Source organism: Citrifermentans bemidjiense Bem, assembly GCF_000020725.1.
Taxonomy (GTDB): domain Bacteria; phylum Desulfobacterota; class Desulfuromonadia; order Geobacterales; family Geobacteraceae; genus Geomonas; species Geomonas bemidjiensis.
The window spans coordinates 841,442-865,627 of sequence record NC_011146.1 but is presented as its reverse complement, the minus strand read 5'-3'; the positions used below and the strand labels follow the sequence as shown (position 1 = coordinate 865,627).

Here is a 24,186-nt window from a genome sequence, read left to right as displayed (position 1 = left end):
CCCCTTTGCTTTGCCGCGCCAGTTGCAAAGATACCCGCCCCTGCTATCTTATTAGCTTGTTACAAATCCAATGAGAATCAAAAAGGGGGGCGCCGTGAGATTCAATGACATCACACGGGGAAGCGGTCTGGAGCAGCACGGTATCACTAACCCGAACCTCATCTACTGGACCTCCCCCACCTCGGTGCTTTACGAGCAGGTGGTAAGAAGAGGCGAGGGGCTCATCTCCCACCTGGGTGCTTTGACCGTAAAGACCGGCCACTATACCGGGCGCGCCGCCAACGACAAGTTCATCGTCGACGAACCGGAAAGCAGCAGCCATATCAACTGGGGCAAGGTGAACCGCCCCTTCCCGCCGGAGAGTTTCGACCACCTCTACAAGAAGATGACGAACTACATGCAGGGGCGCGACCTCTTCGTGCAGGACTGCTTCGCCGGGGCGAGCCCGGAGCACCGGATCCCGGTGCGCATCATCTCCGAGCGCGCCTGGCACGCGCTATTCGCGCGCAACATGTTCCTGCGCGCGACCCCGGAGGAACTCCTCACCCACAACACCGAGTTCACCGTAATAGACCTCCCCGCCTTCCACGCGCAGCCCAAAGCCGACGGGACCAACTCCGAGGCCTTCATCATCATCAACTTCGCCCGGAAGCTCGTGATCATAGGCGGCACCAGCTACGCCGGCGAGATCAAGAAGTCAATATTCACCGTGCTCAACTACCTCTTGCCGCAAAAAGGGGTGATGTCGATGCACTGCTCGGCCAACGCCGGGGAGAAAGGGGAGGTCGCCATCTTCTTCGGGCTCTCCGGCACCGGCAAGACCACCCTCTCCGCCGCCTCCAACCGGCTTCTCATCGGCGACGACGAGCACGGCTGGGACGACGCAGGCGTCTTCAACTTCGAGGGAGGGTGCTACGCCAAGGTGATCAACCTCTCCCCGCAGAGCGAACCGGAGATCTACCAGTGCACCAGGAAGTTCGGCACCATCCTGGAGAACGTCGCCATCGACACCATCTCGCGCCGCATCGATCTCGACGACGCCTCCTTCACCGAGAACACCCGGGCCTCCTACCCCATCACCCACATCCCCAACATCGTCGGCGCAGGTGCCGGCGGGCACCCGAACCACGTCATCATGCTCACCTGCGACGCCTTCGGCGTGCTCCCCCCGATCGCCAGGCTCACCCCGGCGCAGGCGATGTACCATTTCCTCTCCGGGTATACGGCGAAGGTGGCGGGGACCGAAGCCGGCGTTACCGAGCCGCAGGCAACCTTCTCCGCCTGCTTCGGAGCGCCGTTCATGGCGCTCAGGCCCTCTCTTTACGCCGACCTCCTGGGAAAGAAGATCGCCTCTCACCAGGTTTCCTGCTGGCTTGTCAACACCGGCTGGAGCGGCGGCGGCCCCGGCGTCGGGGAAAGGATGAAGATCGCCTACTCCCGAGCCCTAGTAAACGCCGCCCTGGACGGTACCCTCGGCGCCGGCAGCTTCGTCAAGGACCCGGTCTTCGGCCTCGACATCCCCACCGCCTGTCCCGGCCTTCCCGCCGACATCCTCAATCCGAGGAACGTCTGGAGCGACAAGGGGGCCTACGACGCCACCGCCCAGAAACTGGTAGAGATGTTCCGTCACAACTTCGAGCAGTTCAAGAGCACCACGTCGCCGGAGATCGCCTCCGTCCTTTAGCTGTAAAGCGGATGGCGCCGCTGTCACCAATTCGAAGCCGAGGAGGCTGCCATGAAAAAGGTACATTCAGAGATATGCGACACGACCGAGAGGAAAGAGCAGCGGGTGCGGGTGAAGAACACCAGGACCGGCGAGATAGGCTTGAGCTACGGCTGCACCATCGAGGGGGATACAGTCCAGGTCGAGCTCTCCGATGGCAGCCTCGACAGCTGGCCCGAGGATGATTGCGAGATGATTTCCTGAGAGCAAGACAAAGAAGAAAGGCCGTCCTGCATTCAGGGCGGCCTTTCCTTTATGAGACTCCCACCACCACGACCGTCAGGTCGTCCTTTAGCGGCGCGGCCGAGGTGAAGCGCTTCATCGAAGAGAGCGCAGCCTCGACCAGCACGCCCGGCTCCCCCTCCCGCGCCTCGCTAAGCGATGCGACAAACTTGGCAAGCCCGAACAGCTCACCTGCGCCGTTTTCCGCCTCCACTATCCCGTCGGTATAAAGCATCAGGCGGCTACCCGCCTCCAGGGGAAGCGCTTTCTCCTCGAAATCAACCTCGCGCGCCACGCCGATGATCATCCCCTCGGCGTCGAGTTCCAGCACGGAGCCGTCGGCACGGAGCATGATGCCGGGGTTGTGGCCGGCGCAGGCGTATTGCAGCTGCATGCTCACCTCGTCCAGGCGGAGGTACAGCATGCTCACGAAGATTTCGGCGCCGGTCAGATCTTCGTAAAAGGATTCGTTGATCAGCTTCAGCATCTCCGCGCAGCCAAGGCGCGCTGCCGACGCCTGCACCCGCAAGGCGCCGCGCAACTGCGCCACTATAAGCGCCGACCCTATGTTATGGCCTGCGACATCGGCGATGACAACGTCCACCAAGCCGTCGCCACGGTGGAATATGTCGAAATAGTCTCCTCCCAGAGGGCCGGCTGAGAGATAGTGGGCGGCAAAGGAGAGGCGCGGGGTAGAAGGTATGAACCGCGGGACCAGTGCCGCGTGTATGGCCCCGGCGATCTCCATCTCCTTGGTGATGAGCGCTTTTTCCAACAGGCTTGCGCGTATCTGCTCGGTTTGCTCCAGAACCTTCTGCTCCAGGGTTTCCTGATATGACCTGTGCTCAAGGTAGAGCTTTCGCTGTTGGAGAGCATTCCTCACCGTGAGCAGCAGGCGCTCCAAGGTAAACGGCTTCATCAGGTAATCGTTTGCGCCTAAGTGGATGCAATGCATCACCGTCTCCGGGTCGGTGACCCCGGTCAGCATGACGACGTAGGTGTCTGGGCGTGTGGTGCGGATCTCGTTGAGCAGGAAGATGCCGTTGCGCCCAGGCATCTCGATGTCGCAGAGCACAAGACTGAACTCGCACCCGTCCAAAGCGATCAGGGCGGTGTCCACATCCTCCGCGGACCGGCATTCATAGCCCTCGTCCTTAAGGGAGTCCACAATAATCCTGCGCATAGACTTGCTGTCATCTACTACGAGGATTGTCGTACGCATAGAAACCACCTGGAAATGACGATGCGGAATGAGTGAAAGGAGGTTACTTGGACTTATCGGCAGGCAACGGCCCGGACATTAGCGTGGTTACCAGATAGATCCGGCATAATTTTGTGCCTCGCGCTGACTTGCATTGGTTGATTATTGTGTAACTTAAACTGGGGGCGAAAAACTATCGCAAACCAATGCACCCGAACGCTTCGTTCAGGCAAAAGAGGGAGGCGCAACGTGACCAGTCAGTGCAACCGGATCCTGCGGAACTTATAGTACGAGTTTCATATCGCGATGTGCTGGTTACATACTGCGATGTGCTGGCTACATATCGCGATGTGCTGGTTACATACTGCGATGTGCTGGTTACATACCGCGATGTGCTGGCTACATACCACGATGTGCTGGTTACATACCACGATGTGCTGGTTACATACCACGATGTGCTGGTTACATACCGCGATGTGCTGGCTACATACCGCGATGTGCTGGCTACATACCGCGATGTGCTGGTTACATATCGCGATGTGCTGGTTACATATCGCGATGTGCTGGTTACATATCGCGATATGCTGGTTACATACCGCGATGTGCTGGCTACATACCGCGATGTGCTGGTTACATACCGCGATGTGCTGGCTACATACCGCGATGTGCTGGCTACATACCATGATGTATGAGTTACATACCGCTGATGCACACGAGTCATCTACCCGGCGGGGGCGTGTGAAGGATTTTGTGTAAATGCCCTAGCGCCCCGAGGTACAGCACCGTGGATCGACTGCGGTCTAGTTGCGCATGGTATCAGCCCCTGCTATCATTAAGCAAAAGGAAGGAGGTCAGTCATGAAAGGACCACATTCTGAGATTTGCGATACCACCGAAAGAAGAGAACAAAGGGTACAGGTGAGGAATAAAAAGACCGGCGAAGCCGGCCTCTCCTACGGCTGCACTATAGAAGGGGACACGGTGCAGGTAGAGTTGGCCGACGGCAGCCTGGACAGCTGGCCGGAGGACGACTGCGAGATGGTGTGACCCCCTGAGGCGAATCGTTGCCTTTTAATGCAAAACGAGAGAGCCGTGTCATGGATGCGGCTCTCTCGTTTTGCGCCTGGAAAAGGACCCGCTGATTGCTATGGGTCCCTTGAATCATAAATGATGGCTAGGCCAGCCGGAACCTGCGCACCAGCCCCTGCAGCTGATCGGCGTGGGCCGCGAGTTGGGCCGCCGCTGCCGCAGTATCGCCGGCGCCGCGTGCCGTGTCCTGGATCACGCCGCTCACCCGCTGCACGTTGGCCGTGATCTCGTTGGTGGTCGCCGTCTGCTCCGCCGCCGCAGTCGCCACCTGGTTGATCTGCATGGAGAGCTCGTTCACCTGCTGCAGGATCTCCTGCAGGGCCTCCCCCGACTGTTCGGAGCTGGCCGCACCCTTGACCACTTGGGCTACGCCTTCTTCCATCGCCTTTACGGCGGCCCTGGTCTCGCCCTGGATGTTCTGGATCATCCCCGAGATCTCCCTGGTCGCCCTGGTGGTCCGCTCCGCCAGCGCGCGCACCTCGTCTGCCACGACCGCGAACCCCCTACCCTGCTCTCCCGCACGGGCGGCCTCTATGGCGGCGTTCAAGGCAAGGAGGTTGGTCTGGTCGGCGATGTCTTCGATGGTACCCACGATCTCGCCGATCTGCTCCGAGCGCACCCCGAGGCTCTCCACCGTCCGCGAGGACTCCTTTACCTGCTCGGCGATCCTTCCCATCCCCTGTATGGTCTCGTCGACGACGCCGCTACCCTTGACGGCCGCGCTGCTGGTAGCCTGGGAACTTTCCGCCGCCATGCCGCAGTTGCAGGCGATATCGTTGCTGGTGGCGGCCATCTCTTCGCTCGCCACCGCTACTGTACTGATCTGCCCCACCATGTCCTCGGCGCCGGTGGCGATGGCCGAAGCCGTCTGCTGCAGCCTCTGGGAGGCAGAGGCGACCGAGGTCGAGGCTTGCGCCACCTGCCCCAGAACCTCGCGCATGTTGGCCACCACCTTGCGGGTGGAGTCGGCAAGAAGGCCAAGTTCATCGCATCCGTGCAGTTCGGGGACGGCGGTCAGGTCGCCTTCGGCCAGCCTCGCATTGACCGACACCAGGTTCTCGACCGGCTTCGTGATGCTCCTGGTGACCAGGTAGGCGAAGATCCCGCCGAGCACCATGGCGATGGCGGAGAACAGTATGCTGAGGTTCCTGGCGAGCTTATAGGCATCCTCGACGTTGCGCCCGAGATCGACCAGATGGTTCGACTGCACGTCGATCATCTTCTTCACCGCCGCTATGTACTCCCTCTGTACATCCCGGTACCTTCCCAAGAGCAGCGCCCCCGCCTCTGCTTTGGAGTTTGCCTCTATCAGCGCGACCAGCTCCTTCTGGGTAGCCTTGTACGGTCCCCTCACCGCATCGATTTCCTTGAAGGCGGCAAGTTCCGCAGGGTTCGTCGCCGTCTTCTTCAGCTTTTCGAAGCACTGCACCGTGCTCTTGCTGATCTCCGGAATGCGCTCCAGCTCCTTTTTCGCAAGGACCGGATCTTCGACGATTACGGCGTTGCGCAAGGTGCGGGCGATGACGTTGATGTTCTCGTTCACCTGGTTCAGAAGAACGGTCTTGGGATACTTATCCTCTACGATGACCTTGACCCTGCTGTTGATGTAGGAAAGCCTGTTGCCGGTAAAGGCCGTGACCGAAAACATGATCACTATGATGATCCCAAAACACGCTCCGAGGCGAACTCCAATCTTCATTCACGATCTCCTTTTGATCCCACTTCGATGGCACCCGACAGCTTACTTACCGTCCGGTCCATATCGTCATTCATGTTGTTTACTTGAGGGGGAAAAATGTCCTGGCAGTATAGTCGCAAGTAGCCCCCACTTCGGTTGTGTCAGTATTCTTCATCGGCTCTGCCGCCCTCACCTTTAGGAACTTTAGCAAAATGATAGTCAAATTATCCCATGCGAGTGTCCAGGATAAGAAAGGTGTCTATAAACAACAAGACCGGCCTCCCTGTTCTGGGAGGCCGGTCAGTGTACGGCCATAGCTATTAGCTGAAGAAGATTAAGATTCGGACTAGATGATCTTGTTGAGGGAGTACTCCACGATCCCCTCCGCTCCGAGCTTGAGGAGTTCGGGTACGATGCGGCGCACCTCCTGCTCGGGCATGATGCTCTCGATGGAGACCCAGTCCGAGTTGTAGAGGTTGGAAACGGTCGGGTTGTTGAGGCTCGGGAGAATGGCGGTGATGGCCGGCACCTTCGCCCCGGGCGCGTTCATCTTCAGGCCAACCATCCCCTCGGCCCTAAGCGCAGACTGGAGCAGGGTGGCGATCTGCTGGATCTTCGCCTTCTTCCAGGGATCTTCCCAGGAGGCTTTGTTGACCACCATGACCGGGACGGACTCCATCAGTTCGGTGACTATGCGCAGACCGTTGGCCTTGATGGTGGAGCCGGTCTCTGTCACCTCAACGATCGCGTCGCAGAGCCCCTCGACCACCTTCGCCTCGGTGGCGCCCCAGGAAAATTCCACGTTGACCGGGATGTTGCGCTCGGCGAAGTAGCGCTTGGTGAAACCCACGAGCTCCGTCGATATGGTCGCGCCGCGCAGGTCCTCAGGGCCCTGCACCTTGGAGTCGCCGTTTACCACCAGCACCCAGCGAGCCGGGCGGCGGGAAACCTTGGAGTACACCATCTCGCACAGTTCAAGGACGTCCGACTGGTTCTCCCGCACCCAGTCGCGGCCGGCGATGCCGACATCGATGGTGCCGCGCTCGACGTACTTCGCCATCTCCTGCGGACGCATCAGCGAGCACTTGATTTCCTCATCGTCGATAGTGGGGAAGTAGCTGCGTGAAGAGATAGATATCTGCCAGCCGGCTTTTTTGAAGAGATCGACGGTGGCGCTTTCCAGGCTCCCCTTGGGGATGCCGAGTTTCAACTGTTCCATGGTGCCCTCTCCATTCAATAGAATAAAAGCAGAAAACCCGAGAACCATTAACAAGGAGAACTTCTGAGGAAATCTGAGACAAGCAAAAGGCTTGAGAAAATCCAAAGCTTTCTCAGAAGTTCTCAGATTTCCTCCTTGCCAATGGTTTTGTCTTACTTCTTATAGACGGTGTTGGGATCGAAGAGCGGGTTGGAGTGCTCGACCCAGGCGCCGTTCTCGTATCTGACATAGAAGCAGCTGCGGTTGCCGGTGTGGCAGGCGGCGGGACCGTTTTGCTTCACCTTGATGACGACGGTGTCGGCGTCGCAGTCGGTCAGCACCTCGACCACGTCCTGCGTATTGCCGGATTCCTCCCCTTTCATCCAGTACTTGTTCCTGGTGCGGCTGAAGAACCAGGTCTTGCCGCTTTCCAGGGTCAGGTTCAGGGTCTTCTCGTCCATGAACGCAACCATCAATACTTCCCCGCTCTCGTTGTCCTGGATAACTGCCGGGATCAATCCACCCATCTTTTCGAAATCGATCTTTATCATGGTTTCTCTCAGTCCTTCCGCAGCATTTATTGATAAAAAAGTGTCTTTTAATACACCTTGGGCGCGAGCTATGTCAACGATTATGTAGACATCAAAACCATTAGCCACTTCTCCCTTCTCAGATCTTCTCCGTGGCCGATGGTTTGTTTTTTTGAAAAAAAAAGGCCCGACAGAACGTGTCTGCCGGGCCCCTCCGATTGTCTCTTCTTACCCCCGCACCTACTCCTCGGCGAGCAGGGTCCTGTCGTTCTCGAAGGTCTTGTGACGCAGTTCGTGGAACTTCTGGATCAGCTTCTCCACGGTGAGCGCCTTCTTCTCCTCCCCCTCGATGTCGAAGATGATCTCGCCGCCGTCCATCATGAGCAGGCGGTTGCCGAACTCGATGGCGTGAGTCATGTTGTGGGTGATCATCATGCCGGTCAGGTTGTACTCGCTGATGAACTTGTCGGTCAGCTCCAAGACGATCTCGGCGTTCTTTGGGTCGAGAGCCGCGGTATGCTCGTCCAAAAGGATCAGGGACGGCTTGGAAAGGACCATCATGAGCAAGGTGAGAGCCTGGCGCTGGCCACCGGAGAACATCACCAGGTTCTCCTTCATGCGGTGCTCGAGACCCATCTTTAGCTGCACCAGTTGCTGCCTGAAGACCTCGCGGGTCTTGTTGTTAAGGCTGCGGCGCAACCACTTCATCCCCTTTTTGTGGGTGATGGTCATGTTGTCTTCCAGGCTCATGTTGCCGGCGGTGCCGAGCAGCGGGTTCTGGAAGATGCGGCCGATGTACTTCGCCCTCTTGTATTCGGGATCCCTGGTCACGTTCTTGCCGTTGGCCAAGATCTGTCCCTCGCTGGGAAGATAGGTTCCGGCGATGGTGTTGAACAGGGTCGACTTGCCTGCTCCGTTGGAGCCGATGATGGTGATGAAGTCGCCTTCTTTCACCTTGAGGTTGATGTTCTTCAGGGCCTTGTTTTCGTTGATGGTCCCCTGGCCAAAGACGACGGAAACGTTTTTAAGCTCGATCATTTTGCCACCTTAAACGAGACCTTCAGTTTCTTCGCCTGGGTCGCGATGAGCAGGACGATGATCAGCACGCCCTTGATGAGGTTCAGGTCGCTCGGGGTCATGTGGATGAGGTACCCGTAGAAGCGCCCGACATACATGACGGCGTAAAAGCAGATGGAACCGGCAAGCGCACAGAAGGTGAGCACACCGATCCGGTTGCTCTTGAGCATCAGGAATTCGCCGATCATGACCGAAGCCAGGCCGGAAACGATTATTCCCTGGCCCAGCCCCACGTCGGCAAAGCCCAGGTACTGCGCGGCAAAGGCGCCGGAGACTGCGACCAGGCCGTTGGAGAGGCCGACCCCGATGGTCTTCAGGGTCTTGGGGTTCACCCCCTGCGAGATGACCATCTGCTCGTTATTCCCCATGGCGCCCAGGGTCATGCCGAGGTCGGTGCGGAAAAAGAGGTCGAGCAGCACCTTTACCACCAGGGCGACGACCAGGAAAAACACCAGGAGGATGTACTCGTCCGGGATGATGCCGGTGAACTTCTCGGTGACCTGCTTCAGGAGGGTCGGCTGATCCAGGATGGGGACATTGGCGCGGTTGCCCAGAATGCGGATGTTGACCGAGTAGAGCATGGTCATGGTGAGGATACCGGCCAAAAGGTTCGGCACCCTTAAGTGGTTGTGGATCAGCGCCGTGACGGCGCCTGCCGTAACACCGCCGGCAAAGGCCACCAGAAGCGCGAGCCAGCCGTTCATCCCCATGAGGAGGCACTGCACCATGAGAGCGGCCCCCAGGGGAAAGGAACCGTCGACGGTAAGGTCGGGAAAGTCGAGGATCCGGAAGGAGATGAACACCCCGAGAACCATGATGCCGTAAATAAGCCCTTCAACAAAAATGCCTTCGATCATAACTGGAACCGTTTACCCTTCTGAAGAAACAAAAAAATCAAAACCATTGGCACCCACCTACGCGCTGAAGCGCTACGGTGGGCAAGCTACGAACTTCTGAGGAAATCTGAGAAAAACCAAGGCTTGAGGGGAAAACCCTTAGACAGGTTCCCTCAGAAGTTCTCAGATTTCCTCCATGCCAACGGTTTGTGGTTTTACTTTTTGGTCAGCTTGCCGTTCTGGCGCACGGTCTTAGCACTCTTCACGATGTCCGCCGGGACAGTGAGGCCGAGCTTCTTGGCCACGTCGAGGTTGACCAGCAGGTCGACGTCAGAGGCCTTGGTCATGAAGCGGGTCGGCATCTGCTCGGGCTTCTTCCCCTTCAGAATCTCCACCACCATCTTGCCGGTGGTGCGCCCCATCTTGTAATAGTCGAAGCCCCAGGCGGCGAGGACGTCATAGGTCTCGGAGGAGCTCGGGTCGGCGGACACGATGGGGATCTTCGCCTTGCTTGCCACATCCGCGACCGCGCTCATGGCGGAGACCACGGTGTTGTCGGTACTGATGTAAAAGGCGTCGACGCGGTTCGCAATAGCCTGGGCCGCCTGCTTCACCTCTGCCGACTTGGTGACGGTGGTCTCGACGAATTCAAGCTTCTTCTCCTTGCACACCTGCTTCACCATCCCGGCAAGAACCACCGCGTTCTCCTCGGAGCTGGTGTAGATGTGGCCGATACGCTTGGTCTTCGGCTTGATCCTGAGCAGCATCTCGATCTGCTGCCGGACCGGAGTCATGTCGGAGACGCCGGTTATGTTCTTGCCACCCTTGGCGAGGGAGGGAACGAGGCCCGCTTTGACCGGATCGGTGACGGCGGAGAAGACGATAGGAATTCCCTTGAGCGTGTTCACCAGGGCCTGGGCGGTCGGAGTGGCGACGCCGACGGCGATGTTCACCTTCTGGGACTGGAACTTGTTGGCGATGGAAGCCGCAGTGTTGATGTCGCCGTTGGCGTTTTGCACGTCGAAGGTCGCGTTGACCTTGGCGTCCTTCAGTTCGTCCTGGACCCCCTTGACCACCGCATCCAGCGCGGGGTGGGAAACGATCTTAGAGATGCCGATCAGCACCGGCTTGGACGGGGCCGCCGCGAAAGCCGTTGCGGCGCAGACCAGGGACAAAGCGAAACAGAGCATCACGCTACGAAAATTCTTGCTCACCAGACACCTCCAGTTACATTGTAAGTAGATTTTTGCTGCGACTCCATATGGCAAGTGACGATAATCGTGGGAAGTCTACCCGGCTAATGCAAGGCGGGTGCAAGAGGTCAGACCGATTTCGGTGCAGGAGCATATCACTCATGAAGAGCTACCGTCAACTTCATACTGTAAATTGGTGGAACAAAGCTTTGATAAAACGGAAAAAAACGCTTTTTAAAAGCGAAAACCGACGATCAATTAGAATCTCTTATAAAAAGAAGTCGGCTCACTGTTGACACCGCCGCGGTAAAAAAGGTAAAGTACCGCGAGTTGCAAGGTTTTGAGCTTTTGCAATGAGTACCAGGCAAGAAGAGCCCGCCCCTTTAACGGCGTAATCGGTCTCTGGACGCCGTTCCGGTATTTCCCAGCAACCTCCTATAAAGAAGACATCTAGAGATCTGCGGTCTCGAACAGAGACGCCCTGAAGGTCGTGCGACCAAATTGAGTTACCAGCCGTTTGCGGCATTGACATACCCATTCAAGGAGAAACTACGTGAAGCACCCGCACCTGCTCAATCGTCAACATCGCAGCGCCATGCTGCTATTTGCCCTTTTGGCGCTCCCCATCGGGCTTTGGGGATGCAAGGATAACAAATCCAGCGCAGCCACCGCGTCCGCACAGACCATGCCCCAGGGACAGGCAAGCTCGGCTACAGCGCAGCCGCAGGCAGCACCCGCGGCTCCCGCAGCCCCGGCTGCTCCCGCGGCAACGCAGGGTCAAGCCCCCGGCACCGCACCCGGTTTCAACAACCAGACCGGCGCGGCAACCCCCAAGGGGGCCAAGGGCGCCAAGGGCAAGGGTGCCGAGGGGAAGGCTGCCGCCGGCCCCAAGGTTGTCTACCGCTCCGGCGAGGACCCGGACTACGCAGCCAGGAAAGGTTGGCCGGTGAAAACTCCGGCTACGCTCCCCGGCTCCATCCTCCCCCAGAAGAGGATCGTCGCCTACTACGGCAACCCCCTCTCCAAGAGGATGGGGGCCTTGGGGGAATACCAGAAGGATGACATGCTGCAGCGCCTCAAGCGTGAAGCCGCCAAATGGCAGTCAGCCGACCCGGCGCACCCGGTCCAGCCGGCCCTGCACCTGATCGCGGTGGTCGCCCAGGGCGAACCGGGCAAGGCGGGTCTTTACCGCATGGTGATGCCGGACAAGATCATCAACGACGTGTACAGCTGGGCCAAGCAGGCCAACGCCATCATGTTCATCGACATCCAGACCGGGCACGACAACATCCGCAACATACTGCCGCGCTTCGAGTGGATCCTCAAGAACCCGGACGTGCACCTGGGGATCGACCCGGAGTTCAACCTGATCAAGAGCGGTAAGAAGCCCGGGACCAAGATCGGCACCTACGACGCTGCCGACATCAACTACGCGTCAGGGTACCTGAAGGAGCTGGTGAAGAAGTACAACCTCCCCCCGAAGGTCTTCATCGTGCACCGCTTCACCCGCAACGGCGTCACCAACGCGAAGAACATCGCGCTGCGCCCCGAGGTGCAGATCGTGATGAACATGGACGGCTGGGGCGCCCCCTGGTTGAAGCGCGACTCGTACAAGGACTACGTGGTTTCGGAGCCGGTCGAGTACACCGGATTCAAGCTCTTCTACCACAACGACACCAAGAAGGGCGACGCGCTGCTCACCCCGAAAGAGGTGCTGATGCTGAACCCGAAACCGCTCTACATCCAGTACCAGTAACGAACCCGATTTGAACTGAAAAAGCGGCATCCTCCGCGATGAAGGCCCGAGGCCATCGCGAAGGGTGCCGCTTTTTTTGCTTCAAGGGGGACACTTCAAGGGGGACAGGCACCTGGCGGAGCCAGTCCCCTCACCCCACTGCCAGGACACCGGACCAGTCCATGGTGACGGCAGCCTCGCTCTGCCTTCCTCCCTCGAAGCTCCTCTCGACGAACCTCGCCTCCCCGTCGCGATCCAACAGCAGCACCGTGCAAGAGCGCGTCCCGTAGCGCTCGCTTTCGATGAAGATGGGGGACAAAAGCCGCTCCAGTTCCAGCCCGACACCCGTGTCCGGCAGCTGGTCGTCGGGAGGACGGGTCCGGTCCGAGAGAATGGCGAAGAGCTCCTCCAGATCCGGGTCGGCTGCGAGGAGCGCTTGCTCCAGCGCCTTTTTCCCACGCACCACCTTGGGCCAAGGCGTATCCAAAAGTCGGTTGCTCAGCCCGTGGATCCCCGGCTCAAGGATAGAGGTCCGGTCGGTCTTGCTGGAATAACAGCTGAGGCGCTCAGGCGTCCCCACGAGGAGGTTGTAGCCGCCGAAGGGGCCGGCCGCCTCCCTCAGGCACTCCAGGTACGCTTCGGAGTCGCCTGTTCCCTTCAAAAAGCCGCTCACCAGCCTGCCGCGGGACAGCCCGTGCCTGACCAGGTCGGCAGGGTCGCGGTAGTTGGTGAGCGCTGCGATCCTCGCGGTCGTGGTGATGCCGAGCCAGGTCCCGCCATGCAAAAGATCCCTCCCGCCGAAGACCTGCGGCGCGTCCTCCCAGAAGGAGGCCTGGGCGGTGGGACGTTCGTAGTACTCGTCCCTGTTGGCGAGGAGGACAAGGGGGTAACGCGGATGGGCGCGGCAGGCCAAAAGCAGAGTGCACATGGAATTTCCTGCTGGGGAAGGGTTCAGAGGTTGACGATGCGATCTACGTCCTGCCTCTGGCTCTCGGTAAGAGACTCGAACTTGACGCCGGCGCCGGGGACGCAGCGGGTGACTCCCCACCGCTGCGACCAGCAGACGGTGGCCTCGACTGGGGTCTGGTCGGCGAACTCCAGAAAACGGAGCCAGATCGTTTCGCCGACCCGGAATTCCTCCATTGTGTGCAGAAACACCCCGGTCGGACTGATGTTGATGGTGAACGACTTGCACGCCTCCCCGTCCAGGAAGCGGTTGTCACGGCAGTAAAGCAGGTTCAGGTTGACCAGCTTGCGCTTCTCCTTGCGCAGCGACCGCGCGGGAAAGGCCTTGCAGCGGGTCTGGATGAAAAACCTAAGCGCCGAGTCGGTGTCCGGCGAAAAGCTCTGCTCCAGCGGGGTCAGCTTGATCTTCTTGTGCCGCGGCTCCCACTTGACCCGCAATACCGGGAAGAGGTTGATAATCTCGTAGGCTATGACTTTCTCTTCCTTGCTGCAGCGCACCAAGGTAAGGATGTCGACGACAATACCGTTGTAGACCCTGTCTGTCGCCAGGGCGGACATCTCCTGGAAGGAGTGCGCGACGTCACAGGTGGCTCCACTCTCTGTCACCGCATCGACGTACGCGCTGGCTGTCTCAGCATCTTTTACGACTATGAGTATCCTTATTTCTGACATCGGAGTATTTCTTCCTTTGGTGCCATGAGGCTACTGGAGTAATCGACGGATGGCTTTTAAAGCTTGCTGCATTGCGAAAGTCTGAAGTCACCGCATTCGGACAGCTACACTATAACCGCTGATAAAGGAAGGTCAAACACTTTCAGACCCAAAGGTTCCAGGAACAAGAACCGGCAGTTGTAAGCATCGAAGCGGTTTTGACATTGCCCTGTATATGGATAAACTCTAAGGCGTCCAATTAAAGCCTTATTCTGCCAACAGTTCAACAGCGGGAGAGCGATTATGCACATCGATCATGGTCTGGTAACGCTAATCGACTTCATCAAGACAGAACTGGGAAAGGGAAAGCACGTCCATCATCTGAGCGAGAGCGACGACCTGGTAGAGGCGAAGGTGATGGACTCCCTAGCTGTGATGAAACTCATCCTGTTTCTGGAGGACCAGTTCGACGTCAAGATCGGCGACGAGGACATGGCGCTCGACAACTTCAGGTCGGTGGAAACCATCTACGCCCTGGTGGAGAAGAAGCGGAAGAAAAGGAACAAGGGGTAGCCCGTTACCCGGGCCTGCTGGAACTGATGGCGACAATGGTTACGGTCAGGTCCCCGGCGGGGCGCTTGATGGTGATCTCGTCGTCGACCTTGCGCCCCAGAAGAGCCTTGCCGACCGGCGAGTCGACGCTGATCTTTCCCGCGGTTACGTCGAACTCGTCGGGTCCCACCAGCTGATAGCAGCGTTCCTCCCCTTCCTCGTCCTCGTAGCTGACCCAGCAGCCGAAGCTCACCGTGGACGGGTTCAGCGGCGGGTAAACCACCTTCACCACCTTAAGCCGGTCCCCCAAGTGCCTCAGTTCCCGATCGATCTCGCGCAGCCTCTTCTTCGAATAGATGTACTCGGCATTTTCGGAGCGGTCCCCTTCCGCAGCCGCGTCCGCCATATTCTTAACCATGCGCGGCCGCTCCGTCTCCCACAGGAAGTCGTAGCGCTCCTGCAGTCGTTTGCGCCCTTCCGCGCTGATCATGTTGCTTACCATTATTTCCACTTCCTTGTTAACCGTTAGTCGCCAGAAGGCGCCAGTCCCTGAGCCCGAAACGCGGCCCCCTTTGCCGCTCACTGTTCGGGCGGAGAAGGGGCACCCGAAGGGGAGCGGGCCGGGGGAGCATGATAGTCGAGTTTGGCGCGCAAGGCAATACGGGAACACCAGCCAGGACGGGAGCGCACGTGAATCAGGCCAAAGCCGCAATTGTGGCGGTCTCGCCTGCTCTCAGTCCTGGTGCCGGTACTTCTTGAGGGATTGCTCGTAGGTTTTCTCGATTTCGTTGGAAGGGGAATAGTTGCTGAGGAACCTGGTCAGCGCCCAGGTCAAAAGCAGCAAGACAGCGACCCAGGCCAGCCGCGCCAGGATCTGCCGCGGTGTCAGCTTGCGCCGGCCATAGCCGTCGACGTCTCCAAGCTCACGCTTGTCCGCTATCTTGCGCAGGTGCTCGATCTGAGCCACGGAGATCTGCTTGAAGATCAGGTCGCGGTCCCTCTCGTCCAAAAGGTCGAACTGCATCCCGGTGTCGTAGCGGTAGGAGCCGTCCTTGAGCTGCCGGGGGGGCTTGATGTGGATCACCCTGACCACCGTATGCACCACCCGCGGAGGATCCAGGGGAAGATGCAGCTCCAGGTTCATCAGCTGCTCGGGCTGGACCTTCTGCGGGATCCTCAGGCAGACCCCGCCCCCCCCGAGGTTCAGCTGCGCACGCAACAGGTCCTGCCACTCGATCGGCTTGGCGGGGCGGAAGCGGGCCATCTGCGCCGCGATGACGTAATCGTCGTACCCCTGGAACTTCATGTGCTCGTGCTCTTTGCGGACCTCCCAGTCCCTTTCCACGTCCCTGCGTAGCGATTCGTCGATGATATCGTACTTGACCCTCATCCCCAGTTCGATGCGGAAGAACTGACGGCGCTCGCGCAGCGTGAACGAGCCGAAGAGGCGGATGCGCAAAACCCGCCCACCCAGCTTCTCGATGACTATCCCACTGCAGGTGTAGACGTCGACCCCTACCCGGACGCTGACATCGAGGATGAAGCCGATATCGAAGCGCACCTCGGAAGGGAGGACGTCGCGCGAGATCTGCACCACCAGTTCGTCCTGGTTCCCCTCGCTGACTTCGGCCCAGTCCCGGAACACGCCCCCGCCCGAAAGCGGGATCCCGATCTCGATGCGCATCCCCTCGCCGAGGTATTCCCTGTACTCGCTGTATTCGTCTTCCATGGCAGTCCCGTGCGATTATCTTAATAAGAAATTAAGCTGATATACACATTAAACTCGACCTGTGAGTTTTGCAAGGGTGAAGACGCAGAGATTTACTGAAACGACAGGGAAAGGAAGCCGCCTTGACAAAGAATTCGCCTGTGTTATCACAGGAAGGGTTTGTAATTAATGAGACCACAGAGGAGAGGAGACTTATGAAGAAGATCGCCAGATCGGCAGCAGCACTTATCGTGGTATTCGCAGCGTCGCAGGCCCTGGCCGTCGGCAACGGCAAGAAGCTGGAGTGGAACACCTCCATGGGGAAGGTGGTTTTCGAGGGGAAAGACCACGCCGGCAAAGGGATGAAGTGCAACGAATGCCACACGAAGATCTTCAAGATGAAGAAAGATTCGGCCCAGATGAAGATGGCGGACATCAACGGCGGAAAGTACTGCGGCGAGTGCCACAACGGCAAGAGGGCGTTCAAGCCTGCCGGCAACTGTGCCAAGTGTCACAAGAAGTAGGCTGCCTCAACTGAAATTCAGCAGCAACCCGACGGCGGCAGCCCCAAGGATCACGGCCATAGGCGCTATGGCCGTGAACTGGAGCAGCAGGAATCCGGCGCCCAGGAGGATGAAGTCGCGGGCGGAGCCAAGGGAGGTCCGCCCCAGCGTGAAGGCGGCGGCCAGAACCAGCCCCACCACCGCCGGGAGTATCCCGTTCAGGAAGTGTTTCACCGCCTGTATCTTGCTGAACTGCCGGTAGCGGCTCGAAATGAGGAGCATGAGCGCGGTGCAGGGAAGGAAGATGCAGACGGTCCCGGCCAGCGCCCCAGCGAATCCCCCGGCCTTGAACCCGGAGAAGGTGGCGAGCATAGCCAAAGGTCCGGGGGTAAGCTGCGAGAGCGCCACCCCGTCCAGGAACTCCTTCAGGGAGAGCCACTGCATCTGATCCACCATGACCCGGTGCAAAAGCGGGATCAGGACGTATCCCCCTCCGAAAAAGACCACCCCGATCTTGAGGAACACCCCGCAAAGCTGCAGCAGCGCCGCCATCAGTTGTTCCTCCCGGCGCGCCACCCCTGGTACAACCCCCAGCACCCGGCGATGGCCAGCACGGTGAGACCGCTCACCCCGAAAAAGGCGCTGGCGGCAAAGGCGATCAAGGCGATGGTCGCGCTGTCCCAGCGGGTGGCGTTTTTGCGCGCCATCCCGAGAGCCGCCACCAGGATCAGCGCGATGACGATCGGGTTGGAGCCAAGGAGGGCGGACTTCAGCTCCGGGAGCTGGTGGTAGCGGAAGTAAAGCAGGCTCAAAAGGCAGACCAGCAGAAAGGACGGGGCGATGAACGAGGTGGCGGCGACTATGCCGCCCAAGGCTCCGCGCAGGTAGTAGCCGACGAAGGTGCAGCTGTTGAGCGAAAAGGGACCTAGGATCTGGCTGAAGGCAAGCCCGTGCATGAACTCGGTATGTTCCAGCCATTTTTTCTCGTTCACGCAGCGCCGCTCGACCAGCGCCACCACCGCCATCCCCCCGCCGAAACCGGTCGCCCCTATCATGAAGAAGGTTGCCGCCAGTTCGGCCAGGGTCACTTTTTGCGCCTTTTTTTCCATCCGGGCTTTATAGCAGGATCGCCGCCTTTAGAAAAGATCGTTTTTCAGTTGCCGAAGGGGAATATTGCCGAAGGGGGACAGGCTACTTTTTCTTTTGAAAAAAGTAGCCTGTCCCCTTTTTCGATTGCTTGTCCCCTTTTCGATTTTATGTTGCTCAAAAGCGGCAAAAAACATACAAAGAACGTTCGGGATGGATGCAGAGATCGCAGTCGCGGGTGCGGAGACCATCGGCTTGGAAAGCCGCTCTTGGTCCCCCCTCCCGTCAAGGGAGGGGGGGGTAAACCCCTAAAAACCTTCATTCGAGAAGACCAGGCGACCGCTTACCGCCGGTTTTTGCCGTGCAAAGGAGATGCAAGATGAGCGTCATTACCAAGAGATCGGTCTGCCCCTTCGACTGCCCGGACACCTGCGGCATGCTGGTGGAGGTGGAGGGGGGAAAGGCGGTAAGCGTGAAGGGAGACCCGCTGCACCCCTTCAGCCGCGGCACCCTCTGCCCGAAGATGCGCCACTACGAGGAAAGCGTGCACTCCCCCCTGAGGCTCACCACCCCGCTCAAGAGAACCGGCGCCAAGGGAAGCGGCGAATTCGCCCCGATCTCCTGGGAGGAGGCGGTCGCGACCATCGCTTCTCGCTGGCGCGCCATCATCGCCGAGCACGGGGCCGAGGCGATCCTCCCCTACTCCTATGCGGGTACCATGGGGATCGTGCAGAGAAACGCCGGGCACCCCTTCTTCCACCGGCTTGGGGCCTCCCGGCTGGACCGCACCATCTGCTCCCCGGCCAAGGGGGCGGGGTGGCAGGCGGTGATGGGGCAGACGGCGACACCTCCCCCTGAGACAGCCGGCAAAAGCGACCTCCTGATCCTGTGGGGGATCAACGCGGCCGCCACCAGCATCCATTTCCTGAATCAGGCGAAGGAGGTGCAGGCAAAAGGGGGCACGGTGTGGCTGATCGACACCTACGAGACACCGACCGCCTCGGCCGCGGACCGCACCTTCCTGGTCCGCCCGGGAAGCGACGGGGCCCTGGCCTTGGGGATCATGCACATCCTCGCCCGGGAGGGGCTCACCGATATGGCGTTTCTCGACTCGCAGGTGCTGGGTTATGAGGAGCTTAAGCGCGAGGTGCTCCCGCTCTACCCGCCGGCGGTATGCTCCCGCATCACCGGTCTTGCCGTTGAAGAAATCGAACTCATGGCCCGCTTCTTTGCTTCCGCCCGCGCCCCCTTCATACGCCTGGGTAGCGCACTGTCGCGCTACGGCAACGGCGCCATGACCGTGCGCACCATCTGCTGCCTCCCGGCTCTTGTCGGTGCCTACGGCAAGGAAGGAGCGGGATGCTTCCCCGACACCGCCACCGGCGCCGCCTTTCCCATGGGGCTCTTGCTTCGGGAGGACCTGATCCAGGGCTCGCCGCGCCTGATCAACATGAACCAGCTGGGGCAGGCGCTGAACGAGCTCTCGGACCCGCCGGTCATGGGGCTCTACGTCTACCACTCCAACCCCGCAGCGGTCACCCCGGACCAGAACGCGGTCCTGAAGGGGCTCGCGCGGGAGAACCTCTTCACCGTGGTGCACGAGCGCTTCATGACCGACACGGCGCGCTACGCCGATATCGTGCTTCCGGCCACCTCTTCCCTTGAGCACAGCGACATCTACCGCTCCTACGGCACCTACTGCATACAGAGGGCGCAGGGGGCGATTGATCCCGTCGGGGAGAGCAAGTCCAACTGGGAGGTCTTCTCGCTCCTCGCGGCAGAGCTCGGTTTCCAGGAGGAGCTCTTCAACCTCTCCGCGGACCAGGTGATCGACCGGCTCTTAGCCGTCCCTACGCCGCTGCGCCAGGGGATCGACGAGGAGGCGCTCGCCGCGGGGCTCCCGGTGGAACTCGCCGCGCGGGAAGGGGGATACCGGACCACCTCGGGGAAGATAGAGATCCTGAACCGGCAGCTGGCGCACCCGCTCCCCGTTTACCTTCCCACCCACGAGGAGAACGGGACCCTCCCCTTCAGGCTCATGACCGCCCCTAACCCCTACGCCCTGAACGCCACCTTCTACGAGCGGGAGGAACTAAGGGCGCGGCAGGGGGGGATGCAACTCAGGATGAACCCCGCCGACGCCGCGGCCAAGGGGCTTGCCGACGGCGAGCGGGTGGTGGCCTGGAACGCGCTCGGAGAGGTGACCTTCCTGCTCAAGACGACGGACAAGGTCCCCGCCTGCCTCGTGGTCGCGGAGGGGGTGTGGTGGCTCGCCTACGCGCCGGGGAGCCGCTCGGTGAACGCCCTCACCTCGCAGCGCCTGACCGACGAGGGCGGAGGAAGCACCTTCTACGACAACCGCGTCGACGTGCGCCGGGAGCTCTAATGGAGATTTTTGCCTCATGCTTTTAATCATTGTGCCGATGTAGCAAGGAGAAAGCGGCAAAAAAAGCGATGCGGGGGGCACATGGAACCGAGCAACAAGATCCTGTTGGAAAGCGGCACCAACGAACTGGAAATAGTGGAATTCAGAATAGACGAACTGGACGGCAAGGGGAACGTCGTCCCTTGCTACTTCGGCGTCAACGTCGCCAAGGTGCGCGAGATCATCAGGCTCCCCAACACGCGCAAGGTGGTCAACGCGAACCCGTCGGTGAGCGGCATGATCAAGCTGAGAGACCAGGTGATCACGCTGATCGACCTCTCCCGCGCGCTCAACAAGAACTGCGAAGGGATCGTCGCGGACCGCGTCATCGTCCTTGAATTCAACAGGATCATCGTAGGGATCCAAGTCCACTCGGTCTCCCGCATCTACCGCATCTCCTGGGAGCACGTGGAGCCGCCGGTAAAGGCGATCCACGACGCGAACATCACCGGCGTGGTCAAGATGGAGGACCGCATCATCCTGATCCTCGACTTCGAAAAGATCATAGGGGAACTCTCCTCCACCATGGCGCTGGCCGCCCCCACGGACGACCTCATGCTCGCCCACTCGTCGATCAACCGCAATGAGAAAACCATCCTCGTCGCGGACGACTCCGCCTTCATACGCAAGACCATGTGCGGGACCCTGCGCGAAGCCGGCTACCAGGTGGTGGAGGCGGAAAACGGCGAGGAGGCCTGGGAGTACGTCTGCACCGTGCGCCAGCAGTGCGCCGACAGCGGCAAGGCTGTAACCGACAGCCTGCACCTGGTCATCACCGACATCGAGATGCCCCGCATGGACGGGCTGCACCTCACCTCCCTGATCAGGAAGGAAGGGACGCTCGATAAGCTCCCCGTGGTGATCTTTTCCTCCCTCGCCAGCGAGGACAACATGCTTAAATGGCGGGACCTCGGGGCAAGCGGCATCCTCACCAAGCCCGACCTCCCCCACCTGGTCGAGAAGGCGGACACCCTTGTCCTTTGAGGGGAGCCCCGAGCTGTCGGTCGTCGTGCCGGTGTACAACGAGGAGGGGAATCTGCTCCCCTTCTTGGGCGCGATGGCTAGGCAGCGCGAGCTGCACCTGGAGGTGATCATCTCCGACGGGGGTTCCAGCGACGGCGGCATCGGGGTTGCCCGCGGCTTCGCCAAGGACGCCCCCTTTGCTATGACAGTAATCGAGGGGGCCAAGGGAAGGGGAGCACAGTTGAACCTAGGGGCGGACGCGGCGCGTGCTCCCCTTTTGCTTTTTCTTCATGTGGATTCGAGATTCGATGACCCGCTGGCGCTGAGAAAAGCCGTGGACGCGCTCGAGAAAGCGCGCCGCGCTGACAGCAGGGTCGCCGGCCGCTTCTCCCTTTGCTTCGATTTCGAGGGGGCCGCCCCGCTCCCCTACCGCTTCTACGGGGCCAAGGCGACCTTGGACCGCCCCGGATGCACACACGGCGACCAAGGGTTCATGATGGGGAGCGACTTCTTCAACGAGCTCGGCACCTTCCAGAGCGTGCTCCCGCTCATGGAGGACACCTTCCTCGCCGAGAGGGTGAGGGAAAAGGGAAGCTGGATCCTCTTTCCAGCCCGCATCGCCACCTCGCCCCGCCGCTTCCTCATGGAGGGGCTCCTCCCACGGCAGAGCCTGAACGCCATCCTGATGAACTTAGCCACCCTCGGGCACCTCTCGCTGATCCAATCCCTGCGGCAAAGCTATCGCAGCCAGGACGCGGCGAAGCGTCTGGAGCTGCGCCCCATTCTGCGCCCCCTCAAGCTGAATATGGCGCAACTGCCGCGCCGGGAGCGGTGGCGGCTTTGGTACCGGACCGGGAGCTACGTGAGGAGCAACGCCTGGCAGATCGCGTTTTTTCTGGACGTGGTGACGGGGGGGGCGGGGGATGGGAAGGGGGGAAGTTTTCTCTCGCTGCACGACCGCCTTTTGGGGCGGCTCATCGACAACTGGGCCGGCAACTGCGCCGCGGCCCTTTTCACCTGGTTCTGGTTTCAGGCAACCTTGCGTCTTTGCCGCTAGGATGCCGACGGCTCTTCCGGCCTGAGCGAGGCGAGGTACGATTTCAGCGCCGCACTCTCCTCTTCGCCCAACTCCAGGAACTCCATCCCGAAGCCGGCTGGCAGCGAACTGTGCACGCGTTTTCCCTCCTCGTTCAGCCAGGCCGCCCACCCTTTTAGTTCCAGCAGTACCGGACGTTCCCCCTCCAGATAGAGCGCAAGGCGCAGCCTCTGGTGCAAGAGCAGCCGCTCCTTGGTTGCCACGAAGACGCCGCCGTCGCCTATGTCGAGGACAAGGCCGGCGGCGGGGGCCTTGCCCACCAGGAACAGAGCCGGCAAACGGCAGGGGAGACGCTGCTCGCGCCGGTCCACGGCGTTGGTGTACTTGCGGGCCAGGTCCAGGAATAAGCGGCGGTCGACCGGTTTGGTCAGGAAGTTGTCGCAGCCGGCCGCTTTGGCCAGCTCGCGGTCTTCCTCCTTCCCCGCCGTCGTCAGCATCACCACCGGGATGCCGCAAAGAAACGGGTCGGCCTTGAGTTCGGTGCAGCAGGCGATGCCGTCCATGACAGGCATATGCATATCCATGAAGATCAGATCGGGGGGATCCTTACGGATCAGCTCCAGCGCCTCCGCGCCGTTGCCGGCGGTTACCACGTCCACGTGCGACAACTTGAGGAAACTCTTCTCAAGCTCCAGTATCAGCCGGGTGTCGTCCACCAGCATTATCTTTGGATAAGCCATGCCAAGTCCCCCTGTGATGCATGTCTACAGCTAAAAGTCCTGCCCGAAACCGCGCTGAAGAGCCGCCTGCAAGCCAAGCCGCCGGGAAGCACCGCCCCCCGGCAGGGGGCGAATGCCACATTAATCCGATATTGCCGTTACTTTGTCAACAGGGGAATTTGGCCGCCAGCGGCGCCTCAGACCACCAGGCGGACCAGCTCCGGGAGCGTCCTGATGTGCAACGGGGTGCAGCAGAAATAGTCGCCGTCCAGTTGCACCGCCTTGTCGCCGGAGAGCTCCAGTTCCGTCGCGGCGAACGAGGTCACGCAGCTGGGGGGCGCCCCCCTGCCGGATAGCAGCATGAGGCCGAGCTTCAGGTAGGCGAGCCGCCCCCCCTCGATGCAGAGCACCTGGAACCCCGGGGAGAAGAGGTCCGCCTCGGGGGCGAGCACGAAATTGCCGCCGTACTTGGCGGCGTTGCAGACGATCACGCCGTGGCAGGAGAGGCTCCGCCCACCGCCTGTAACCCGGAGTTCCGACCGGTCCCAAGAAAGGAGCACCCTGAGCGCCGAGAGGAGGTAGGCCCCTTTTCCTATGACCCGCTTCTCGGAGAGGCGCACCCCGCGCACCACCGCACCGTCCATCCCGGCGCCCGCCATCAAGAGGAAGCGCCTCTTCTCCCCGTCCCGCTCGATCTCGCCCACGGAGATGGGTCGGGTCGTCCCTCTGGCCAGGCGGTCCAGGGCGTCGGCGACGGAAGAGATACCCAACTCCCGCGCCAGGACGTTGGCGGTCCCCAAGGGGACCACCCCGAGGGTCGCCCTACCGGGGACCAGGCCGTTCAGGACGCCGTTCACCGTGCCGTCGCCGCCGGCGACTATGACCAGCGGATCGGAGTGTTGGGCGCAAAGGCGTGCAGCGAAGAGCGCCGGGTCGGCGGCGCTTCCCGTCGGCATCAGCTCGGGTGCGAGCCCCCTCTCCCTGAGGCCGGCCATGATCTGATCCACGGTTCTCTGGGAATAGCTTCCCGAGGTGGGGTTCACGATGAGAAAGCAGCGTCTGGTCAAGCGGGACTCCTCGTCCGGATGAAATGAAA

The 24,186-nt window shown here is 60.3% G+C and carries 25 protein-coding genes; 10 read left to right on the top strand and 15 right to left on the bottom strand.

What is annotated here, in order from left to right:
• Positions 1–94: 94 nt before the first annotated feature.
• Together pckA and GBEM_RS03620 are read left to right on the top strand one after the other, a co-directional pair.
• Positions 95–1,684 carry a phosphoenolpyruvate carboxykinase (ATP) gene (pckA, locus tag GBEM_RS03625; RefSeq protein ID WP_041262604.1) on the top strand — a complete coding sequence of 530 codons (1,590 nt, stop codon included), beginning with the start codon at positions 95–97 and terminating at the stop codon, positions 1,682–1,684.
• A gap of 51 nt (positions 1,685–1,735) precedes the next feature.
• On the top strand, positions 1,736–1,927 hold the full coding sequence (locus tag GBEM_RS03620; RefSeq protein WP_012529165.1) for a hypothetical protein: 192 nt from the start codon (positions 1,736–1,738) through the stop codon (positions 1,925–1,927).
• 49 nt (positions 1,928–1,976) lie between these two features.
• Here the strand turns inward: GBEM_RS03620 and GBEM_RS03615 are convergent, their stop codons facing one another.
• Positions 1,977–3,167: a PP2C family protein-serine/threonine phosphatase gene (locus GBEM_RS03615; RefSeq protein ID WP_012529164.1), complete on the bottom strand. Its 1,191-nt coding sequence runs from the start codon at positions 3,165–3,167 to the stop codon at positions 1,977–1,979.
• Positions 3,168–3,454: 287 nt separating this feature from the next.
• Between GBEM_RS03615 and GBEM_RS03610 the strand changes: the two genes are divergently transcribed.
• The gene (locus tag GBEM_RS03610; RefSeq protein WP_148212887.1) at positions 3,455–3,838 is read left to right on the top strand and encodes a hypothetical protein; all 384 of its coding nucleotides are present in this window, start codon (positions 3,455–3,457) and stop codon (positions 3,836–3,838) included.
• Between the two features lie 165 nt (positions 3,839–4,003).
• On the top strand, positions 4,004–4,192 hold the full coding sequence (locus GBEM_RS03605) for a hypothetical protein (RefSeq protein ID WP_012529163.1): 189 nt from the start codon (positions 4,004–4,006) through the stop codon (positions 4,190–4,192).
• Between the two features lie 127 nt (positions 4,193–4,319).
• On the opposite strand, the gene GBEM_RS03600 is transcribed toward GBEM_RS03605, so the two are convergent.
• The 6 genes from GBEM_RS03600 to GBEM_RS03575 form a co-directional block, all read right to left on the bottom strand.
• The gene (locus tag GBEM_RS03600; RefSeq protein ID WP_012529162.1) at positions 4,320–5,933 is read right to left on the bottom strand and encodes a methyl-accepting chemotaxis protein; all 1,614 of its coding nucleotides are present in this window, start codon (positions 5,931–5,933) and stop codon (positions 4,320–4,322) included.
• A 325-nt stretch (positions 5,934–6,258) separates the two neighbouring features.
• The gene (hisG, locus tag GBEM_RS03595) at positions 6,259–7,131 is read right to left on the bottom strand and encodes an ATP phosphoribosyltransferase (protein WP_012529161.1); all 873 of its coding nucleotides are present in this window, start codon (positions 7,129–7,131) and stop codon (positions 6,259–6,261) included.
• 152 nt (positions 7,132–7,283) lie between these two features.
• Entirely contained in the window at positions 7,284–7,661 is a 378-nt protein-coding gene (hisI, locus tag GBEM_RS03590; protein WP_012529160.1) for a phosphoribosyl-AMP cyclohydrolase, read from the bottom strand.
• A gap of 219 nt (positions 7,662–7,880) precedes the next feature.
• Complete coding sequence (locus GBEM_RS03585; protein ID WP_012529159.1) at positions 7,881–8,678, bottom strand: ABC transporter ATP-binding protein; 798 nt, start codon at positions 8,676–8,678, stop codon at positions 7,881–7,883.
• Positions 8,675–9,574, bottom strand: a complete 900-nt coding sequence (locus tag GBEM_RS03580) for an ABC transporter permease (protein WP_012529158.1) — start codon at positions 9,572–9,574, stop codon at positions 8,675–8,677. The genes GBEM_RS03585 and GBEM_RS03580 overlap by 4 nt, the downstream gene beginning before the upstream one ends.
• A gap of 194 nt (positions 9,575–9,768) precedes the next feature.
• Positions 9,769–10,767, bottom strand: coding sequence for an ABC transporter substrate-binding protein (locus tag GBEM_RS03575; RefSeq protein ID WP_012529157.1), 999 nt, complete (start codon positions 10,765–10,767; stop codon positions 9,769–9,771).
• A gap of 532 nt (positions 10,768–11,299) precedes the next feature.
• Here GBEM_RS03575 and GBEM_RS03570 point away from each other — a divergent pair.
• Positions 11,300–12,502 (top strand): hypothetical protein, encoded by a 1,203-nt coding sequence (locus GBEM_RS03570; protein WP_012529156.1) that lies wholly within the window; start codon positions 11,300–11,302, stop codon positions 12,500–12,502.
• 130 nt (positions 12,503–12,632) lie between these two features.
• Here the strand turns inward: GBEM_RS03570 and GBEM_RS03565 are convergent, their stop codons facing one another.
• Entirely contained in the window at positions 12,633–13,409 is a 777-nt protein-coding gene (locus GBEM_RS03565; protein ID WP_012529155.1) for an NRDE family protein, read from the bottom strand.
• Between the two features lie 23 nt (positions 13,410–13,432).
• Positions 13,433–14,119, bottom strand: a complete 687-nt coding sequence (locus GBEM_RS03560) for a PilZ domain-containing protein (protein ID WP_012529154.1) — start codon at positions 14,117–14,119, stop codon at positions 13,433–13,435.
• 282 nt (positions 14,120–14,401) lie between these two features.
• Between GBEM_RS03560 and GBEM_RS03555 the strand changes: the two genes are divergently transcribed.
• Entirely contained in the window at positions 14,402–14,671 is a 270-nt protein-coding gene (locus GBEM_RS03555; protein ID WP_012529153.1) for an acyl carrier protein, read from the top strand.
• Positions 14,672–14,675: 4 nt separating this feature from the next.
• Here GBEM_RS03555 and GBEM_RS03550 read toward each other — a convergent pair whose 3' ends face one another.
• Together GBEM_RS03550 and GBEM_RS03545 are read right to left on the bottom strand one after the other, a co-directional pair.
• Positions 14,676–15,152 (bottom strand): GreA/GreB family elongation factor, encoded by a 477-nt coding sequence (locus GBEM_RS03550; protein ID WP_012529152.1) that lies wholly within the window; start codon positions 15,150–15,152, stop codon positions 14,676–14,678.
• Positions 15,153–15,383: 231 nt separating this feature from the next.
• A complete protein-coding gene (locus GBEM_RS03545) occupies positions 15,384–16,379 on the bottom strand; it encodes a PilZ-like domain-containing protein (protein WP_012529151.1) in 996 nt (331 codons plus the stop codon).
• Between the two features lie 194 nt (positions 16,380–16,573).
• On the opposite strand from GBEM_RS03545, the gene GBEM_RS03540 reads away from it, so the two are divergent.
• Entirely contained in the window at positions 16,574–16,882 is a 309-nt protein-coding gene (locus tag GBEM_RS03540; RefSeq protein WP_012529150.1) for a cytochrome c3 family protein, read from the top strand.
• Between the two features lie 6 nt (positions 16,883–16,888).
• On the opposite strand, the gene GBEM_RS03535 is transcribed toward GBEM_RS03540, so the two are convergent.
• Together GBEM_RS03535 and GBEM_RS03530 are read right to left on the bottom strand one after the other, a co-directional pair.
• Positions 16,889–17,413, bottom strand: a complete 525-nt coding sequence (locus GBEM_RS03535; RefSeq protein ID WP_012529149.1) for a chromate transporter — start codon at positions 17,411–17,413, stop codon at positions 16,889–16,891.
• Positions 17,413–17,970 carry a chromate transporter gene (locus GBEM_RS03530; RefSeq protein ID WP_012529148.1) on the bottom strand — a complete coding sequence of 186 codons (558 nt, stop codon included), beginning with the start codon at positions 17,968–17,970 and terminating at the stop codon, positions 17,413–17,415. The genes GBEM_RS03535 and GBEM_RS03530 overlap by 1 nt, the downstream gene beginning before the upstream one ends.
• Positions 17,971–18,326: 356 nt before the next feature.
• Between GBEM_RS03530 and GBEM_RS03525 the strand changes: the two genes are divergently transcribed.
• The 3 genes from GBEM_RS03525 to GBEM_RS03515 all read left to right on the top strand — a co-directional run bounded on the left by GBEM_RS03525 (position 18,327) and on the right by GBEM_RS03515 (position 22,392).
• Positions 18,327–20,333, top strand: a complete 2,007-nt coding sequence (locus tag GBEM_RS03525) for a molybdopterin oxidoreductase family protein (RefSeq protein WP_012529147.1) — start codon at positions 18,327–18,329, stop codon at positions 20,331–20,333.
• 81 nt (positions 20,334–20,414) lie between these two features.
• On the top strand, positions 20,415–21,356 hold the full coding sequence (locus GBEM_RS03520) for a chemotaxis protein CheV (RefSeq protein ID WP_012529146.1): 942 nt from the start codon (positions 20,415–20,417) through the stop codon (positions 21,354–21,356).
• Positions 21,346–22,392 (top strand): TIGR04283 family arsenosugar biosynthesis glycosyltransferase, encoded by a 1,047-nt coding sequence (locus tag GBEM_RS03515; protein ID WP_012529145.1) that lies wholly within the window; start codon positions 21,346–21,348, stop codon positions 22,390–22,392. The genes GBEM_RS03520 and GBEM_RS03515 overlap by 11 nt, the downstream gene beginning before the upstream one ends.
• On the opposite strand, the gene GBEM_RS03510 is transcribed toward GBEM_RS03515, so the two are convergent.
• Positions 22,389–23,111: a response regulator gene (locus GBEM_RS03510; RefSeq protein ID WP_012529144.1), complete on the bottom strand. Its 723-nt coding sequence runs from the start codon at positions 23,109–23,111 to the stop codon at positions 22,389–22,391. The genes GBEM_RS03515 and GBEM_RS03510 overlap by 4 nt on opposite strands.
• A 176-nt stretch (positions 23,112–23,287) precedes the next feature.
• Positions 23,288–24,157, bottom strand: coding sequence for a diacylglycerol/lipid kinase family protein (locus GBEM_RS03505; RefSeq protein WP_012529143.1), 870 nt, complete (start codon positions 24,155–24,157; stop codon positions 23,288–23,290).
• Positions 24,158–24,186 lie beyond the last annotated feature (29 nt).

Excerpts from the sequence above, each read along its gene's own strand:
- GBEM_RS03620 (WP_012529165.1), top strand. The coding sequence starts at position 1,736 with ATGAAAAAGGTACATTCAGAGATATGCGACACGACCGAGAGGAAAGAG.
- GBEM_RS03615 (WP_012529164.1), bottom strand. The coding sequence starts at position 3,167 with ATGCGTACGACAATCCTCGTAGTAGATGACAGCAAGTCTATGCGCAGG.
- GBEM_RS03605 (WP_012529163.1), top strand. The coding sequence starts at position 4,004 with ATGAAAGGACCACATTCTGAGATTTGCGATACCACCGAAAGAAGAGAA.
- GBEM_RS03600 (WP_012529162.1), bottom strand. The coding sequence starts at position 5,933 with ATGAAGATTGGAGTTCGCCTCGGAGCGTGTTTTGGGATCATCATAGTG.
- hisG (WP_012529161.1), bottom strand. The coding sequence starts at position 7,131 with ATGGAACAGTTGAAACTCGGCATCCCCAAGGGGAGCCTGGAAAGCGCC.
- hisI (WP_012529160.1), bottom strand. The coding sequence starts at position 7,661 with ATGATAAAGATCGATTTCGAAAAGATGGGTGGATTGATCCCGGCAGTT.
- GBEM_RS03585 (WP_012529159.1), bottom strand. The coding sequence starts at position 8,678 with ATGATCGAGCTTAAAAACGTTTCCGTCGTCTTTGGCCAGGGGACCATC.
- GBEM_RS03580 (WP_012529158.1), bottom strand. The coding sequence starts at position 9,574 with ATGATCGAAGGCATTTTTGTTGAAGGGCTTATTTACGGCATCATGGTT.
- GBEM_RS03565 (WP_012529155.1), bottom strand. The coding sequence starts at position 13,409 with ATGTGCACTCTGCTTTTGGCCTGCCGCGCCCATCCGCGTTACCCCCTT.
- GBEM_RS03560 (WP_012529154.1), bottom strand. The coding sequence starts at position 14,119 with ATGTCAGAAATAAGGATACTCATAGTCGTAAAAGATGCTGAGACAGCC.
- GBEM_RS03555 (WP_012529153.1), top strand. The coding sequence starts at position 14,402 with ATGCACATCGATCATGGTCTGGTAACGCTAATCGACTTCATCAAGACA.
- GBEM_RS03550 (WP_012529152.1), bottom strand. The coding sequence starts at position 15,152 with ATGGTAAGCAACATGATCAGCGCGGAAGGGCGCAAACGACTGCAGGAG.
- GBEM_RS03545 (WP_012529151.1), bottom strand. The coding sequence starts at position 16,379 with ATGGAAGACGAATACAGCGAGTACAGGGAATACCTCGGCGAGGGGATG.
- GBEM_RS03540 (WP_012529150.1), top strand. The coding sequence starts at position 16,574 with ATGAAGAAGATCGCCAGATCGGCAGCAGCACTTATCGTGGTATTCGCA.
- GBEM_RS03535 (WP_012529149.1), bottom strand. The coding sequence starts at position 17,413 with ATGGCGGCGCTGCTGCAGCTTTGCGGGGTGTTCCTCAAGATCGGGGTG.
- GBEM_RS03530 (WP_012529148.1), bottom strand. The coding sequence starts at position 17,970 with ATGGAAAAAAAGGCGCAAAAAGTGACCCTGGCCGAACTGGCGGCAACC.
- GBEM_RS03525 (WP_012529147.1), top strand. The coding sequence starts at position 18,327 with ATGAGCGTCATTACCAAGAGATCGGTCTGCCCCTTCGACTGCCCGGAC.
- GBEM_RS03520 (WP_012529146.1), top strand. The coding sequence starts at position 20,415 with ATGGAACCGAGCAACAAGATCCTGTTGGAAAGCGGCACCAACGAACTG.
- GBEM_RS03510 (WP_012529144.1), bottom strand. The coding sequence starts at position 23,111 with ATGGCTTATCCAAAGATAATGCTGGTGGACGACACCCGGCTGATACTG.